We start from the raw sequence: 14,168 nt of genomic DNA, 5'->3' as shown, positions 1-14,168 counted from the left end.
GAGCAGACGGCTCAATCAGGAGGTCTGGAAACCGTGGCTACAGTCGAGCTCACCAAGGACAACTTCGACCAGACGGTCAGCGAGAACCCGTTCGTCCTGATCGACTTCTGGGCGGGCTGGTGCCGACCGTGCCTGCAGTTCGCTCCGGTCTACGAGAGGGCCTCGCAGACCCATCCCGACCTGCTCTTCGCCAAGGTGGACACCGAGGCGCAGCAGGAGCTGGCCAGCGCCTTCCAGATCACCTCGATCCCGACCCTGATGATCGTCCGGGACCAGGTGGCCATCTTCGCCCAGCCCGGCGCACTGCCGGAGGCGGCGCTGACGGACCTCATCGGGCAGGCCCGCGCGCTCGACATGGACGAGGTGCGAGCCAAGATCGCCGCCTCGCAGCAGGGCGCGCAGGGCACCGGTACGGAGGGACCCGGCACGCCGGAGGCCTGAGTGCGTGACGCGGCCACGGACCAGCGGTGACACTGGCCCGTATGACTGAAGCCGTGGAGTACGACGTCGTGGTGCTCGGTGGGGGGCCGGCCGGCGAGAACATCGTCGACCGGACCCGCGCCGCCGGGCTGAGCACGGCGCTCGTCGAGAGCGAACTGGTGGGCGGCGAGTGCTCGTACTGGGCCTGCATCCCGAGCAAGGCGCTGCTGCGTCCGGTGCTGGCCCGGGCCGATGCCCGCCGGGTGCCGGGGCTGGCGGGGGCCGCCCAGGGGCCGCTGGACACGGCGGCGGTGTTCGCGCACCGCGACTACTGGACCAGTGACTGGAAGGACCAGGGCCAGATCGACTGGCTCGACTCGATCGGAGCCCATGTGTACCGGGGCCACGGCCGGCTCTACGGGGTCCGCAAGGTCTCCGTCACCAGCCCCGAGGGCGAGCACCACGTCCTGTCGGCCCGGCACGCGGTGGTCGTCGCCACCGGCAGCCGGGCGGTGATCCCCGAGCTGCCGGGGATCGCCGGGGCCCGCCCCTGGACCAGCCGCGAGGCGACCGCCGCGAAGGAGGCCCCCGGCCGGCTGCTGATCGTGGGCGGCTCGGTGGTGGCCGCCGAGATGGCCACCGCCTGGCAGGGCCTCGGATCGCAGGTCACCGTCCTCGTACGCGGCTCACGGCTGCTGCCGCGGATGGAGCCCTTCGCGGGAGAGCTGGTCGCCGACGCGCTGCGCGAGGCCGGGGCGGTGGTCCGTACGGGTGTGGCCGTCGAGGCGGTCGTACGGGACGGCTCCACCGGCCCCGTTCGGGTGGTGCTGGAGGGCGGGGAGTCCCTGGAGGGCGACGAACTGCTGATGGCGACGGGCCGCTCGCCACGGACCGAGGACATCGGGCTGGACACCGTCGGCCTGCCGGCCGGGGAGTGGATCGGGGTCGACGACACCTGCCGGGTGCCCGGCCACGACTGGCTGTACGCCGTCGGAGACGTCAACCACCGCGCGCTCCTCACCCACCAGGGCAAGTACCAGGCCCGGATCGCGGGCGCCGCGATCGCCGCCCGCGCGGCCGGCACCCCGCTGGACACCGGCCCCTGGGGCGCGCACACGCCGACCGCCGATACCCGCGCGCTCCCGCAGGCGGTCTTCACCGACCCGGAGGCCGCCGCCGTGGGGCTCACCCTGGCCGAGGCCGAACGGGCAGGCCACCGGGTCCGCGCGGTCGACCACGACCTGTCCAAGGTCTCCGGCGCGGGGCTGTACGCCGACGGATACCGCGGCCGGGCCCGGATGATCGTCGACCTCGATCGTGAGGTCCTGCTCGGGGCCACCTTCGTCGGCCCGGGCGCCGCCGAGCTGCTCCACGCGGCCACCATCGCGGTCGCGGGGGAGGTCCCGATCGAGCGGCTGTGGCACGCGGTGCCGGCCTTCCCGACCATCAGCGAGATCTGGCTGCGGCTGCTGGAAACCTACCGGGGGTGAGGAGGAGACCCCTCACTCCGCGATTTCCGTGCGCTCCCACCACTCGTAGACCGGGAGCCGTCCTTCCGGGCTGTCCTGGTGCCGCGACGTGGTCTTGAAGTGCTCGTACCCGCCGCGGTGCGGAATCTTCAGGTCTTCTCCCGGAGTGGTGACCGCGACGATCCGCTCCGGCAGATCGTCCGGGCCACCCTCCAGCACTGCCTTGTTCGCCATGCCCACAGTGTTCCCATCCCCGGCTCCGCTCGCATCACGAGGGACCGCGGCCCGCTACCGGGTGGTCGTGGACCGCCGGTAGCTGCGGCCGTCACGGGTCCGTGTCAACAGGCCCGAGGTGATCAGATAGCGCCGCAGCGCCGAGCAGTCCTCGTGCACGGTGCGCAGGGCGTCGTTCACCTCGGGTTCCGTGTACTCCCGGTCCACGGTGAAGAGCGTCTCGGTGAGGTGGACGAGCAGCTGCTCGCGCCGGGCGGCCTTGCGCGGAATGGCGATGAGCCGGCCGCCGGAGAAGAGGTCCTGGACGTCCCGTCGCGTCTGGGGCGGGGCGGCGGAGGGCTGTTGGTGATCGGTGCTCTCGGACATGTCGGCGAGCTTGGCGTGTCCGCTCGCGACGGGCAACGGAATTTCCGGCTCTTCGACAACGCCTCCTGCGGCGTGCCGGCCGACCAGCTCTCACACGACCGCCCGGCCCCGGGGTGCTCCGGGGCCGGGCGGGCCTTGGCGCTCGTACGGGTGGAGTCAGGGGCCGACGCTGATCTGCTGCGCCGGGTCGGTGGTGTCGGCGACGTGGTAGACGGCGTTGAAGGTGGACGAGGTCGCGCTCGTCGGGCAGCCGAACCCGCCGGTGACCTTGACCGGTACGGAGGCGTTGGTGAAAGTCAGGCTCGACGGGGCGCCGTTGACCCAGGTCCCGCCGACGTTCGCCGCGGCGGTGGGCGCCGCGGTGACGGTACAGGAGGCGAGTCCGGTCGTCTTGACCACCAGCCCGCCGACGGGCACGGTCATGGTGGCGGTGATCGGGGAGCCGTTCTGCATCGACACCGACCAGGCACCGCTGGTGGTGACCGTGGGGGTCACGCCCGGCATGCTGGAGGTGCACGAGCTGTACGTCGGCGCCGAGATGGGCGACGACACCGGCCCGGCCGGGTTGCTGTTGCCGGGGGCGGCCGGCACCGTGCCGGTGGCGACGGAGACCGTACAAGTCACCGTCACCGAACCGGCCTTGAGGGTGGCCTTCCCGCTGAGGGTGGCCTTGAAGGCGTGCCCGGCCGGGGTGACGGTGGTCGACCCGGCCGCGGGTAAGGGCGCGGCGGAAGCGGTGACCGAGGCGAGCGCGAGGGCTCCGGCAGCGGCCGTCCCGAGGGCGAGCGCGGTGCGCGTGCGGCTCATGGCTGTGCTCCTTGGGGATCGTGGTGCGGGGTGGGGGGAGGGGACGCGGTCGCGGCGGACTCCGCGTCCCCGGCGCGCTGCGCGGCGTACGGCTGCCAGGCGAACATCAGGCCGCCGCCGAGGATGCCGAGCATGGTGCCGATCAGGAAGCCGCCCAGATTCGACAGGACCAGCGCGGCGGTGGCGATCAGGGTGGTGAGGACCCCTGCGAGGTTGCGCTGTGGGGGAGAGAACCAGGCGGTGAGGCCGAGCACGATCATCACGAGACCCATCAGGACGGACGGGATCCCCGCCACCCCCTGCTGGAGCATGATCTTCAGCGGTGCCAGCGGCAGGAGGCAGATCCACGCCCCGGCCAGGACGGTGAACAGACCGCCCCAGAAGGGTCTGCCGTGCCGCCACCGCCGCCAGCGGGTCAGAAGCATTCCTTCTTGCCCTTGCTGACGTTCATGCTGAGCCCGGAGAGCTTGAAGGTGCCGGCGTTGGTCGCCCACGCCGTCTGCTGGAGATCGGTGATGCGGACCGTGTCCGCCTGCTGGGCGAAGAGGTCCTGCATCCCCTGCGCGTCGGCCGGCCCCTTGTCCAGGGTGGAGGCGTCGCGGCCGATCTCGATGTTGCTGAAGACGGCGTCGCCGGAGAGCTGGGTCGCGTCGACGAACAGGTTGCTCGCCTCCACCGGAGCCTTCCGGCCGGCGGTGAGGTTGAGCGAGATGTCACCGACCACCGGGAGCGAGGTGACCACGGACTGGCAGAGGTTGTGGAGCCGGGCCTCCTTGATGGCGGTGACCGCCACCGGGATGAGCTCCTCGCGGGCGTTGACGTCGACGCTGCCGTACTGGACGAAGCCCTCGCCCTCCAGGCTGCTCGCCGACACCTTGAACTGCTGTCCCGACACGGCGAACGAGGCGGCCAGCACGCCCTGGGCGAGGGCGATGCCGAGGCCGGCGGTCACGGCGACGGCAGGGATGGTCAGGACGGCGAACCGCCGCCAGCGAATGCGGCCGGAGCCGTGGGGAGCGTCGGATAAGTGAGGGGAATCCGTCATGGGGTCGTCCCTTGTATTTCGGCTGTGCACCGTTGTTACCGACGAGTTGAATGTAAGAGTGCCAATGGAGGTTGGCAAGGTTGTGCGAGCGCAGCCTTTGAGCCGACTCCTACTGCTCCGTACGCAGCAGTTCGGCGACCTCCGCGTCCACCCGCCGGGCCATCGCCCGGGCGAACTCCGTGGCCACCACCTCCCCGGCCACCGGCCGCAGTGCCGTCACCGCCGCGGTGATGTGCTGGAGCTGCGTGGCCGAAAGCCGCTCCAGCCCCTGCGTCCCCTGCGTACCGATCACATGCCGCCGGAACAGCCCGACGAACCGGTCCGCGAGCGCGGCCGCCTGCGCCTGGAGGAACTCCCCGGCGTCCAGGATCTCCGCGAGCGGCACCCCCTGCCGCACCAGCGTCAGCGTCGCGTCCAGCAGTCGGCGGCTCGGGTACGTGATCAGGTCCCCGTCGACCGTCACGTAGCCCAGCTCCGCCGCCCGCCGGGTGTCCTCGGCGCTCGCCGTGGGGCCGAACAGCTCCCGCAGCTCGGCCCGGGTCATCGTGACCGGCTCCTCCTGCACCCAGTCGCGGGTCATCTCCCGCTCCAGGCCCAGCAGTCGGGACAGGCCGCCACCCTCCTCCCACGCGTGCAGCAGCTCGGCGATCCCGTTGACCGTGTAGCCGCGGCCCAGCAGATCGCTGATCAGGCGCAGCCGGGTCAGGTGGTCGTCGGAGTACCAGGCGATCCGGCCCTCCCGGCGCGGCGGCGGCAGCAGCCCGCGCTCCTGGTAGTAGCGCAGGTTGCGCACCTTGACGCCGGCCGCCCGGGCCACGTCCTCCCGGCGGTAGCGCCCGCCACCGCTCTCGTCCCCCACCCGGCTGCTCACGCGGCCGAGTGTAGGACGTACTGGCTGGTCACATGGGTCGGTCGAGGTCACATGGAGCGCGGACGATCCTGCTTGACCGCCCGCAGGACCACGAACTTCGGCTCGCTCGCGACGACTTCGCTGTTGCCGAAGAGCCGGCGCAGATGGGTGTGGTAGCCCATGTGCCGGTTGGCGACGATCCACAGCTCGCCACCGGGCCGCAGCACCTTGCGCGACTGCGCGAACATCCGCAGCGCCGTCGCGTCCGTCGTGGCCTGGTGGGAGTGGAAGGGCGGGTTGCTCAGCACCAGGTCCACGGACGCGGGGGGCAGCATCGCCACCCCGTCCCCGACGAAGAACTCGGCGGTCCGCCGGCCCTCGCGGACGTTCGCCCGGTACGTGGCCCGCGCCGACGCGACCGCCTGGTAGGACTCGTCGGTGAAGACCACCTCGGCATCCGGGTCGTGGACCTGGACCGCCGTGCCGACGACGCCGTTCCCGCAGCCCAGGTCCACGACGCGGGCACCGTCGGTGTTGGTCGGCAGGTTCTGCAGGAAGAAGCGGGTGCCGACGTCGAGCCGGTCGGCGCAGAAGATCCCGGCGTGGTTGACGACGGTGAGGCCGGAGCCCGACCCGGCGTCCTCGTCCACCGTGTACGTCAGCGGCCACGGCCCGGGGGTCGTGGGACGGGTCGCGCCCGGGGTGCCCGGCGTGCAGAAGATCAGCCGGGCCTTCTTCTCCGCCAGCGAGGTCCTCGTGGGGCCGAGAATCTTCTCGAAGAGCCGCAGCGTGGAGGTGTGGATCTCCTTGACCATGCCGGCGCCGACCACGACGGTGCCCGCGTGCACGTGCGGGGCCAGCCGGTACAGCTGGTCCTCCAGCAGCGCCAGGCTCTTGGGCACGCGCACCAGCAGTACGTCGATCCGCCCGGGCGGCGGGTCCTGCGTGGTCAGCAGGGTCACCGTCGACTTGGACGTCCCGATCCCGGCCCGGTCGAGGTTCGCGGCGGTGGCCGAACGGGTGAGGGCGGAGTCGGTGATCTGCGTCGGGTGGTACGCGGCGAGCGCCGTCGTCAGCGTCCCCCAGCGGTCCCCGAGCACGGTGATCTGTCCGGCGGCGGCCAGATCCACCGGCCCGCGTTCGCCGGTACCGGAGTCGAGGTGGCGCAGCAGGTACTCGTCGGCGGCGTCCCAGGCCTGGAGCCGGTCGCGCGGGTCCTCGGGGAAGCGGGTGAGCTCGTAGGAGCCGAAAGGTGTGGTCAGGCGGTTCATATGGGACCCAGGCTATCCGAGGAGGCCGCCCGACCCCGCATGCGCGGGGCCGGGCGGTCCGCTACTCCGAGAACTCGCCCGCCATCGCGGCGGCCACCCGCAGGTACGGGCGGGCCTCGGTGGCCCGGCCCAGACGCTCCAGGGTGCGACCGAGCATCAGCTGCGCGTAGTCCTCCACCGGCCAGCGCTCCAGGATGGCGCGCAGCTCGTGCTCGGCGCGGGAGAGCTGGGCGGAGTGGTAGTAGGCGCGGGCCAGCAGCAGCCGGGGCGCCAGCTGCTCGGGGGCTTCGGCCGCCAGTGCGTCCAGGACGCGGGCGGCCGTCGCGTACTCCTTCGCGTCGAAGAAGAGCAGGGCGCGCGCCCAGCGCTCCGCTGCCGTCCCGTGCTGGAGGTACGCCGTCGGCGCATTGGTCGCGGTGTCCGTCGCGACGTTCATCGCGGCGTCCGTCGCGGCGTTCATCCCGTCATTCGTCGCGGCGTTCATCGCGTCCCTTCCGTCTCCGTCGTGCTGTGTCCCCTGTCCCCTGCCTCGAACGCACCCGCCCGCCGGAACATTCCGGGGCGGAGCCACCCCCTCACACCCCCTCACGACTAAGTTGTCCGTATGAGCAATCTCGATCGCCAGCCCGCGCTCTCCGTCTGTGGCGGACGCGGTTTCGTCGTGGCCGAACCGGTGCGCGAGCTCCTCAGCCCGCGCAAGGTCAAGCTCGGAGAGTCCACCGAGGTCCGTCGACTCCTGCCGAACCTGGGCCGCCGCATGGTGGGCGCCTGGTGCTTCGTGGACCACTACGGCCCGGACGACATCGCCGACGAGCCCGGCATGCAGGTCGCGCCGCATCCGCACTCCGGGCTCCAGACGGTGAGCTGGCTCCACGAGGGCGAGGTACTGCACCGCGACAGCGTGGGGAGCCTGGCGACGGTACGCCCGCGCGAGCTGGGACTGATGACCTCGGGCCGCGGCATCAGCCACTCGGAGGAGAGCCCGCGCCCGCACGCCCGCTTCCTGCACGGCGCCCAGCTGTGGGTGGCGCTGCCGGACGCCCACCGTGACGTGGAACCGCACTTCCAGCACCACGCCGAGCTGCCGCGGGTGACGGCCCCGGGCCTGACGGCGACGGTCATCCTGGGCACCCTGGACACGGCGACCTCGCCCGGTACGGCGTACAGCCCGATCGTGGGCGCGGACCTGGCCCTCGCGGCGGGCACCGAGACCCGGCTCCCGCTCGACGCGGACTTCGAGTACGCGGTCCTGTCGATGTCGGGCGAGGCGGAAGTCGACGGCGTCCCGATCCTCCCCGGCTCGATGCTCTACCTCGGCTGCGGCCGCACGGAACTCCCCCTGCGGGCGGTCTCGGACGCGGGCCTGATGCTGCTGGGCGGCGAGCCGTTCGAGGAGGAGATCGTGATGTTCTGGAACTGGATCGGCCGCTCCCATGAGGATATCGCGCAGGCCCGCCAGGACTGGATGGATGGGACCAGATTCGGCGAAGTAAAGGGCTATGACGGCCCTCCACTTCCGGCTCCTGACCTGCCCCAGACCCACCTCAAACCGCGCGGCCGGGTGCGCTGACCTGCGGTAACTGGAGACAGGTGGTCCCGCGGGACGCGGGGGGTACGTCTTCCGGTTGCTGAAGCCTCGGCGCCTTCGATCGCGTCCCGCGCTTGCCCTTCGATGGTGCGGGGCCTTCCCCCTCTGTGGGCGTCCGTGGGCGGGTGTGTGTCTACGAATGCTGACCCAATACTGACTTTTCTGACGCTGCATCACCTTCTCCGTGTCGCCGGGGGACGCCGGTCAGCCGGCGCGGCCAGGGAGGGGCCATCGGTGGCGGCGGGCTTCGCGACGGCTCGCACGCGCGTCGCGGTCTCGGCCCGCCGTCTTCTGGCGGGCCGCCAGCATCCTCAGCATCCCGACGAGCCCCTTGCGGTACCTGCCCGGGTTCATCGCTGCGAGTCGGCGGTGGGCCTCCACCGCCCGCTCCATCGCTTCGAGGGCCTCCGGCCGGCGCCCCGCCCTCCACAGTTCGTCGCTGATCGACAGGAGGGTGGACGCGAGCAGGGACGTGTTGCCGGCATGCGACGACGGATCGGTATCGTGCAGGGCCACACCCTGCTGTACGTCGGCGATCTCCTCCAGGAGGGGGATGTCCGCGGGTTCGCCACCACGCGGGAGGACCCTGTACAGGCGGGGCAGGAGATGCTTGCCGTACCTCGCCATGTCCTCGCGGGCCATGTACCGGAACACCGCGAGTTCCACGGAGTCCACGACGTCGGAAGCCTCCTGACGGTCGTACGGCACGTGAGGAACGTGGACGGGACGGCTTCCGGGACGCGTACCGAAGGAGTGCAGGTCGGCCTCGTCGAGCGCCGTTCGCGCGGCCGCGGGACGGCCGGCCGCCGCGAGGGCCTTGGCGTGGATCCGGAGGGACTGTGCGAGATCCTCCGCCAACGCGAACGGGTTCGCCTTCACCCGCCGACGGTTGATCTCCACCGCGCGGGCACTCGCCTCCAGGGCCCGCTCACGCCAATCGGTCCCGGCCCGAAGGGCCTGGCTCTGGGTAAGCAGGAGACGTGCCAGATTGGTCAGGGCCGTCGACAGTGGTCCTTCGCGGACCGGCGAACCGCTGCCGGTCTCGCGCTCCAGGAGGAGGACCGCGGCGTGCGTCGCGGCGAGCGCGGCAGGCTCCCGTAGCGCGGCCAGCAGGGTGACACCCAGGTCGAGGAACTGGAGACCCAGCGTGTGCTCGTACGCGCCGGGACGCTCCTCGACCAGTCGGGTGACCAGTTCCATCGATTCGATGTGCGCACGCAGCGCTTCGATGTCCCGCCCGCTCTGTCGAAGCACTGACGCGTAGTTGGTCAGGGCCGTGGCCAGCGAGGCACGGTGGGTGCCCGGGTCGGCCGACGCCAGACGGCGCCGGACGTCGACCGCTCTGCCGCCCGCCTCGACGGCCTCCAGCAGGCGGTCGAGCTGGTTCAAGCTCGCACAGAGGTTGCCCAGTGCCATCGCCAGACCTGCCGTGTGCGCCGCCGGGTCCCGTGCCGCCACGACTTCGTACAGCTCGACGGCTCGTACGGTGGCGGCGTGCGCCTCCAGGAGCCGACCGGAGCCCGTCAGGGCGAAGGCGAGGGTGGTGTGCACCTCGGCGTGCCTGGCCGGGTCGTCGGAGCCGGCCAGCCAGTGGGGGGCGAGTCGTTCGACGAGGACGGTGCGGTGCGGGTCGAACTCGGCGCTCTCATGGGTGGACAGCTCTGCCTCGACGGCCTCCAGGAGCCCGGGGTCGATGTCGTCGAGGGCCAGCAGCGTGCCGAGCGCCGGGCCGCCGGCCGCGACGGCGAGCCAAGGGGCCCGTCGCAACAGCGGGTACAGATGGTGGCGGCGCACATGCGGCCAGCGCGCGGCGGATGCGGCCAGGAAGGTGAGCGCGCGCGGTGCCCAGGGGGCCGCCGTCCGGTCCGCGCCGCGCGGCAGCAGCGTGCGGAGGGCCTGCGGAGCCCATGGAGCCGAGGCATAGGCGGTTTCGGCGCTGTGCCCAGGGAGGGTGAGGGCGAGGAAGTCCTCGGCGAGCCGGTCGGGCAGCAGGGGTTCGAGCACGGTCGACCGGTCGGGTTCGGGGGGCGGGTAGCAGGTCGTGTGGTCCCTGAGGGTCCGCACGGCAGGGTGGTTCAGGACCGGAGGGTTCGCTGCCACACGCGCGACGACGCCGAGGCCGGCCCGCCGGGCGACCGGCCCCGTGAGAGCGGCCGCGAACACCGTCCGGTTCATCATCTCGGGCGGCGTGCCCCAGGTCCGCCCGACCGCGGCGGGGCGGCGCCCCGCGTCCTGGGTGTGGAGCCGGGCCCAGTGGGACCTTTCCCGGTTGAGGAGGTACGTGACCAGGAAGGCGGCGTCGGTGGGTGGCCGCTCGCCGCTCACATGGGCGTCGACGGCCACCAGGGCGGCCATGTGAATGCTGAGCGTCAGCCCGAAGTCGCCCCCGTCCAGGGACATCGGCGGCCGAACCTCCGCGGCGGACGCCAGGTTGCGGCAGGTGGCGAAGGTGTCCCGGGCGACACGGAACATCTCGGCACGCGGCCCGTCCTCCCCGCCCGGCAGCGGCTCGAGGATCTGGGTGGAGGTGGCGGCCTGGACGTCGCTGAGGGTGGCCTGCACGGCCGGCCACATGTCGGAACCGCGGGCCAGCAGCAGCACGCGGGTCAGCAGGTGCTTCTGGTGGAGGAGCCGGTTGCTCAGGAGCCAGGTCAGATGCGGCAGGGGCCAGTGGTCGGCGTAGTCGACGACGAGGAGGAGCCCGGCCGCGTCGTCGGTCCGCAGATCCACGCTCTCGTCGGCGGCCGGCGCCAACACGTTGCCCGGGCCGTGGACGGCCCTGACCACCTTCCAGCCGTCCGCGACGGCTTCCCGGGCGAGGGCCGCCGCGAGACGGCTCTTGCCCTGGCCGCCGGGCCCTTGAAGCCACCGAACGGCCAGGCGGCGCCTCGAGGAGCGCCAGGCATGCAGATCGGCGAGCTCCTCGGCACGGCCGGTGAACGGCACGATCTCGTGGCGTGCGCTCAGCATGCGGCTGGGCAGCTCCCGCAGCCACTCCGGATCCGCGTCCGGGGCGGGGCGCCAGTTCTCCAGTACGTAGACCGGTAACCCGTCCACGTAGACGTGGATGTCACCCCCGATCACCGCGTAGGCGAACCCGCCCTTCGCGCTGACGTGTTGGCGTGCGGGGGAGTGGTCCTGACCGCTCATGCGGGGGCGTCGCCGGACGCCGGCCGGTGATGGTGCACGTGAACGCTGCTGCCGGGCCCCTGTGCTCCGAAGGCCGCGCCGCCCGCGTGTGCGGTGATGTGCTGCGACCATCTCTGCGCGGCGGGGGGAAGGGCGGCCTCCTCGACCATGGCCCGCAGGTCGTCGGCCGCCTCGGGGTGCTCGCGCAGCAGCGCGGCGATCCGTCGGGCCCAGGGACGTACCAGGTCGTCGCGGACGCCGTCGGTGTCCTCCCCCTCTTCGAGGACGAGGTCGGCGTCGCCGTCCAACTGGGCCCGCAGAGCCGCCGCTCGATCCGCGTCCCGGCGCCGGAAGAGTTCCACGACCCGGTCCCGCGTGCCTTCCCAGACGTTGGTGGCCATCGCCGCCACGAGGGTGGTCGCCCCGGTCATGGCCAGGACAGTCATCGGATCCGACATCAGAAACCCCGTCACTCGCTGAAGTTGTCCGATTCAGACTAGTGACGATCCGGTGTGTTCTCCCCTCGAATCCCCCGATGGAGTGGCGGGGAGATGCCTGCCTGTCGTCCACGGGATTCTCAGGCGCGCCAGAGGCCGGCACTCTCGTCCCACACAGCGCGGGGCCCAGCACCGGAAGCCATCCGGTGCGGGGTAAGCCCACCGCTTTGCGTGGTGCGCGGCCGCCGACTCCAACGACCAGGCGGCCGACCTGATCGCCACCGCCCGCGCTGTCGATTCGATGTACCAGGAGTGGCGGCGCCTCCACCGCAACGGTATGCGCAAAGCCCACGAAGACTGGTCGGACCGGCATCGGCAAGCCCGGATCTGCCGTACCTATGTCTTCAACGTGGTCCCCGGCTACCTTCAGACCCCCGCGTACGCTGCGGCGCTCATGCGCAACATCACCAGCTTCCAGGGCACTCCTGACGACGTGACCTTGGCCGTGGCCGCCCGCGTCGTCCGCAGCCGGTTCCTATACGAGGGCGGCCACCGCTTCGTTGTGCTCATGGAGGAGTGGGTCCTACGCGCGCGGATCGGCGACGTCGACACGATGACCGCCCAGCTCCGGCACCTCCTCAACATGCAGCCGCTCGCCTCGGTCTCCCTCGGGATCATCCCGGCCAGCGGGCAGCGAACTATCTGGCCGTTGGAGGCGTTCTACCTCTTCGACGACCGCCAGGCCGCCGTTGAGACCCTGACCGCCGAGGTCAACATCACCCAGCCCCGAGAACTCGCGGACTGTGCACAGGCGTTCGCCAGCCTGGCAGACATGGCGGTCTATGGCGACAACGCCCGCGAACTGATCACGGCCGCGATCGACTTCCTCGGATGAGAATCCGCAATTAGGCGCAACTTCGTTGAGTGCGGATCCCCCGTCTCCATACGGTGAGGACACGCCGCTCGGGGTGGTCACAGACCTCCGGGCGGCTCCCCCGAAGCAGCGGACCGCAGTCCTTCGCGCTGCGGTCCGCTGTCCTCCACCGGTCAGGAGCACGCCATGCCCGAGCCTCGCCCGCGCCCGCCAGCTCCAGGATCAGCCGGACTACACCCCTCGGGCGACGTTTTCGGCAGCCCGACCCCAGCCTCGCCCTCCGAGCCCGGAACTAGAACACGCAGACGCGGGACAGCGGTTTGGTGGTCGGCGTCCGCCGGATCACCGCGGCCCGCACCCGTGCCGAGGAAGCCTCGGACAACGACACCTGATCCACGGAAGGACACGCGCACGATGACTGTTCCTTATCGTGGGCGGCGCGGCTGGGCGGGGACACGTTCCTCGCCCAAAGGGCGGCCCGGCCCCGCCAGGTCACTCCTCGGCGGGGCAGGACCGCGTCCCGGACGGAAGCTTCCCGTCGATCAGGAAGGGGTCCACGTAGCCCTTCACGCAGGACGAGGAGTTGTAGCCGACGTGGACTTACTCGTCTAGGACTTGTCCGGCCGATCATGTTCGGAGCCAGATGAAACCGGTCCGGCCCCGGGCAGGACCGGCAACGCCGACTTCAGTACCTGTCCGGCCCGGTCTGGACCGGTCACCAGCACGACCGCGGGTCTTGTGCGTGCTCCGGCGAGTGCCGGTCCTCTCCCCTGCCCAGGCCGGTCCGGACCAGGAAGCCGGGGTCCGCGTCCCGTGGCCGGGCTGCGATGTGGACCCGCTGGGTGCCGGGGATGCCCACCTCGACGAGGGCTCCGTCGCGGAACATCCACAGACCGAACAGGTCGTCGTCCTCGTCGTGCAGCATGACCTGCACGCAGGCGGGCTCGTTCCACGGCAGGGACTCCAGGTCCTTGAGCACGCCGCGACGCCCGTTCCACCGCTCGAACTCGATGTGCCAGCCCCCTACGAACCAGGGGATCTGCACAAAGCAGCCCTGCCAGGTGCGGGCCTCGTCCGGCCGCGTCAGCGGCTCCATCACCTCGTCCTCGTATCGCGCCAACACGATGACCTGCGCCATTCTGCTCATGCCCACATGTCACACCGTGCCGGGCACCGAGAGCAACCGGTTTGGGCCCGGAGCTCGTCGGGGCTCCTTCCGTACGCGGAGTCCGCCGCCAAGGACTTGCCCGGGCGGCCACGTTCGGAGCCAGACGGTGAGGGCTGCGGCGGTCGCGGTGCCGAGGTAGACGTAACGGCGTTTGTCGTAGCGGGTGGCGACGGCTCGGTGCTGCTTGAGCCGGTTGATGGCCCGTTCGACGGTGTTGCGTTTCTTGTACCGGTCCTCGTCGAAGCCGGGTGGCCGCCCGCCGCGTAAGCCTTTGCGCAGGTGGGCGGCCTGACTGTCGGTCTTCTCCGGGATCGTGTGCCGGATGCCGCGGCGCCGCAGGTACTCGCGGCATGGCCCGTTGCTGTGTGCCTTGTCGCCGCGAGGCTGTCCGGCTTCTTGCGGGGCCTGCCCGGCCCGGGCCGCGGCACGCGGATCTTCTCCAGAACGGGCTGGAACTGGGTGCTGGAGCAGTCGCGATCTCGCGCTGCTTGCCTCGATCCACCCGGCCCT

The 14,168-nt window shown here is 71.5% G+C and carries 14 protein-coding genes and 1 pseudogene; 4 read left to right on the top strand and 11 right to left on the bottom strand.

What is annotated here, in order from left to right:
- The first annotated feature begins 33 nt into the window (after positions 1–33).
- Both ACZ4TV_RS16530 and ACZ4TV_RS16525 read left to right on the top strand, forming a co-directional pair.
- Entirely contained in the window at positions 34–441 is a 408-nt protein-coding gene (locus tag ACZ4TV_RS16530) for a thioredoxin family protein (protein WP_468135128.1), read from the top strand.
- A gap of 41 nt (positions 442–482) precedes the next feature.
- Positions 483–1,910, top strand: a complete 1,428-nt coding sequence (locus ACZ4TV_RS16525; RefSeq protein ID WP_468135126.1) for a dihydrolipoyl dehydrogenase family protein — start codon at positions 483–485, stop codon at positions 1,908–1,910.
- Positions 1,911–1,922: 12 nt separating this feature from the next.
- Here ACZ4TV_RS16525 and ACZ4TV_RS16520 read toward each other — a convergent pair whose 3' ends face one another.
- The 8 genes from ACZ4TV_RS16520 to ACZ4TV_RS16485 form a co-directional block, all read right to left on the bottom strand.
- Positions 1,923–2,123: a DUF5988 family protein gene (locus ACZ4TV_RS16520; protein WP_468135124.1), complete on the bottom strand. Its 201-nt coding sequence runs from the start codon at positions 2,121–2,123 to the stop codon at positions 1,923–1,925.
- A gap of 54 nt (positions 2,124–2,177) precedes the next feature.
- On the bottom strand, positions 2,178–2,489 hold the full coding sequence (locus tag ACZ4TV_RS16515; RefSeq protein WP_468135122.1) for a DUF2087 domain-containing protein: 312 nt from the start codon (positions 2,487–2,489) through the stop codon (positions 2,178–2,180).
- Positions 2,490–2,645: 156 nt separating this feature from the next.
- Positions 2,646–3,296 (bottom strand): hypothetical protein, encoded by a 651-nt coding sequence (locus tag ACZ4TV_RS16510; RefSeq protein ID WP_468135120.1) that lies wholly within the window; start codon positions 3,294–3,296, stop codon positions 2,646–2,648.
- Positions 3,293–3,721 (bottom strand): DUF6114 domain-containing protein, encoded by a 429-nt coding sequence (locus tag ACZ4TV_RS16505; protein WP_468135118.1) that lies wholly within the window; start codon positions 3,719–3,721, stop codon positions 3,293–3,295. The genes ACZ4TV_RS16510 and ACZ4TV_RS16505 overlap by 4 nt, the downstream gene beginning before the upstream one ends.
- On the bottom strand, positions 3,712–4,341 hold the full coding sequence (locus tag ACZ4TV_RS16500) for a DUF6230 family protein (protein WP_468135116.1): 630 nt from the start codon (positions 4,339–4,341) through the stop codon (positions 3,712–3,714). The genes ACZ4TV_RS16505 and ACZ4TV_RS16500 overlap by 10 nt, the downstream gene beginning before the upstream one ends.
- Positions 4,342–4,450: 109 nt before the next feature.
- Positions 4,451–5,212, bottom strand: coding sequence for a MerR family transcriptional regulator (locus ACZ4TV_RS16495; protein ID WP_468135114.1), 762 nt, complete (start codon positions 5,210–5,212; stop codon positions 4,451–4,453).
- 47 nt (positions 5,213–5,259) lie between these two features.
- Positions 5,260–6,462 (bottom strand): methyltransferase, encoded by a 1,203-nt coding sequence (locus tag ACZ4TV_RS16490; RefSeq protein WP_468135112.1) that lies wholly within the window; start codon positions 6,460–6,462, stop codon positions 5,260–5,262.
- 61 nt (positions 6,463–6,523) lie between these two features.
- The gene (locus ACZ4TV_RS16485; RefSeq protein ID WP_468135212.1) at positions 6,524–6,898 is read right to left on the bottom strand and encodes a tetratricopeptide repeat protein; all 375 of its coding nucleotides are present in this window, start codon (positions 6,896–6,898) and stop codon (positions 6,524–6,526) included.
- Between the two features lie 168 nt (positions 6,899–7,066).
- Here ACZ4TV_RS16485 and ACZ4TV_RS16480 point away from each other — a divergent pair, with 168 nt between their 5' ends.
- Positions 7,067–8,032 carry a pirin family protein gene (locus ACZ4TV_RS16480; protein WP_468135110.1) on the top strand — a complete coding sequence of 322 codons (966 nt, stop codon included), beginning with the start codon at positions 7,067–7,069 and terminating at the stop codon, positions 8,030–8,032.
- A 222-nt stretch (positions 8,033–8,254) separates the two neighbouring features.
- Here ACZ4TV_RS16480 and ACZ4TV_RS16475 read toward each other — a convergent pair whose 3' ends face one another.
- Both ACZ4TV_RS16475 and ACZ4TV_RS16470 read right to left on the bottom strand, forming a co-directional pair.
- Positions 8,255–11,200, bottom strand: coding sequence for a hypothetical protein (locus ACZ4TV_RS16475; protein WP_468135108.1), 2,946 nt, complete (start codon positions 11,198–11,200; stop codon positions 8,255–8,257).
- A complete protein-coding gene (locus tag ACZ4TV_RS16470) occupies positions 11,197–11,625 on the bottom strand; it encodes a hypothetical protein (protein WP_468135106.1) in 429 nt (142 codons plus the stop codon). The genes ACZ4TV_RS16475 and ACZ4TV_RS16470 overlap by 4 nt, the downstream gene beginning before the upstream one ends.
- Before the next feature lie 220 nt (positions 11,626–11,845).
- Here ACZ4TV_RS16470 and ACZ4TV_RS16465 point away from each other — a divergent pair.
- Positions 11,846–12,511: pseudogene (locus ACZ4TV_RS16465) on the top strand (DUF5753 domain-containing protein); the annotation flags it as partial.
- A gap of 694 nt (positions 12,512–13,205) precedes the next feature.
- Here the strand turns inward: ACZ4TV_RS16465 and ACZ4TV_RS16460 are convergent.
- A complete protein-coding gene (locus tag ACZ4TV_RS16460) occupies positions 13,206–13,637 on the bottom strand; it encodes a hypothetical protein (protein ID WP_468135104.1) in 432 nt (143 codons plus the stop codon).
- Between the last annotated feature and the right edge of the window lie 531 nt (positions 13,638–14,168).

It is taken from the genome of Streptomyces sp. NPDC028910 (assembly GCF_055564955.1).
This window is presented reverse-complemented; position numbering and strand designations above follow the sequence as displayed.

Coding starts and splice junctions, on each gene's coding strand:
- ACZ4TV_RS16480 (WP_468135110.1), top strand. CDS start 7,067: ATGAGCAATCTCGATCGCCAGCCCGCGCTCTCCGTCTGTGGCGGACGC.
- ACZ4TV_RS16490 (WP_468135112.1), bottom strand. CDS start 6,462: ATGAACCGCCTGACCACACCTTTCGGCTCCTACGAGCTCACCCGCTTC.
- ACZ4TV_RS16510 (WP_468135120.1), bottom strand. CDS start 3,296: ATGAGCCGCACGCGCACCGCGCTCGCCCTCGGGACGGCCGCTGCCGGA.
- ACZ4TV_RS16475 (WP_468135108.1), bottom strand. CDS start 11,200: ATGAGCGGTCAGGACCACTCCCCCGCACGCCAACACGTCAGCGCGAAG.
- ACZ4TV_RS16525 (WP_468135126.1), top strand. CDS start 483: ATGACTGAAGCCGTGGAGTACGACGTCGTGGTGCTCGGTGGGGGGCCG.
- ACZ4TV_RS16520 (WP_468135124.1), bottom strand. CDS start 2,123: ATGGCGAACAAGGCAGTGCTGGAGGGTGGCCCGGACGATCTGCCGGAG.
- ACZ4TV_RS16460 (WP_468135104.1), bottom strand. CDS start 13,637: ATGAGCAGAATGGCGCAGGTCATCGTGTTGGCGCGATACGAGGACGAG.
- ACZ4TV_RS16470 (WP_468135106.1), bottom strand. CDS start 11,625: ATGACTGTCCTGGCCATGACCGGGGCGACCACCCTCGTGGCGGCGATG.
- ACZ4TV_RS16485 (WP_468135212.1), bottom strand. CDS start 6,898: ATGAACGTCGCGACGGACACCGCGACCAATGCGCCGACGGCGTACCTC.
- ACZ4TV_RS16515 (WP_468135122.1), bottom strand. CDS start 2,489: ATGTCCGAGAGCACCGATCACCAACAGCCCTCCGCCGCCCCGCCCCAG.
- ACZ4TV_RS16500 (WP_468135116.1), bottom strand. CDS start 4,341: ATGACGGATTCCCCTCACTTATCCGACGCTCCCCACGGCTCCGGCCGC.
- ACZ4TV_RS16505 (WP_468135118.1), bottom strand. CDS start 3,721: ATGCTTCTGACCCGCTGGCGGCGGTGGCGGCACGGCAGACCCTTCTGG.